The sequence below is a fragment of the Ruegeria sp. AP12 genome (assembly GCF_056540025.1).
The window spans coordinates 1-1,026 of record NZ_JBQFVZ010000106.1 but is presented as its reverse complement, the minus strand read 5'-3'; the positions used below and the strand labels follow the sequence as shown (position 1 = coordinate 1,026).

The following is a 1,026-nucleotide window of genomic DNA, read 5'->3' as shown; positions in this document are numbered from 1 at the left end:
CGCGATGCCCGCAGCATTATTACTGCCTGCGGTCGCGCCGTTGGCCTGATTGCTACCAGAGCTTGTGTTATCGGCACTGCCGCTGGATTGCGCATTGCCGCTGCCAGCATTCGAGCCTTGTGCGGATGCATCTGTTCCTGCAAGACCCAAGCCGGTTCCTAGCGAGCCAGACGTATTGTCGCCGCCGTTGGCGTTGCCGTCAGCGTTTGAACCAGACAGGCCAAGACCTAAGCCAAGACCAAGAGATCCGGCCGCGCCACCTTCTCCGCCATTGCCGGAGCCGCTGGCACTGGATGTTCCAGAGTTCGTCGCGTTCGAGGTGCTGTTGGCGTTGCCGCCAGCGGCGCCCGTACCGTCACCATCCGACTGTGCCCCAGACAGGCCTAGACCGATGCTGCCGTTATGCGCCTCGCCCGAGCTTGCGCCTGCACCACCAGTTGCCGCGCCGTTGGCATCTCCGGAGTGGCCACCAAGAGCCATCGAAGTGCTGCCATAGGTGTCACCCCAGGCTTCGCCGCCATGGCTGGTGCCGCCGCTACCGGACGCTCCACCATCAGACGAGGAATCAATGCCCTCTTCCGCAGTTGCGTTACCTCCGGTCGCATGGCCGTTCTGTTCGAAAGTGCCGGTGTTGGACACTGTCGCTCCGTTCAGCGTGTCATTGTCCGTCAGGCTGGCATACTGGTTGTTGAACGAGGCCATGTCGTTGCCTTCGCCGTTCAACGAGAAGTCTAGGTTCAGATCGTCGCCCGGATCATAGTTCACGTCATCACCTGCCGTGATGACATCACCGGTGGATGCAGAATCGGCAATATCCACGTCGACTTTGTCATCGTCACGCGGGATCCACTCACCTTCACCAAAGTCGATATCGACCCGGTTTACGTTGTCATTGGTGCTGTTGCCATTGTCGCGTACGGTATTGCTGTCATTGCCACCATTGGTGTTGCTGTCATTGCCACCGTTCGTGTTGCTGTCATTGCCACCGTTCGTGTTGCTGTCGTTGCCGCCATTGGTGTTGGTGTC

General features: G+C 59.6%; 1 pseudogene. It reads right to left on the bottom strand.

Annotated elements, in window-relative coordinates:
* Nucleotides 1-1,026: pseudogene (locus ACR0E6_RS21545) on the bottom strand (hypothetical protein); the annotation flags it as partial.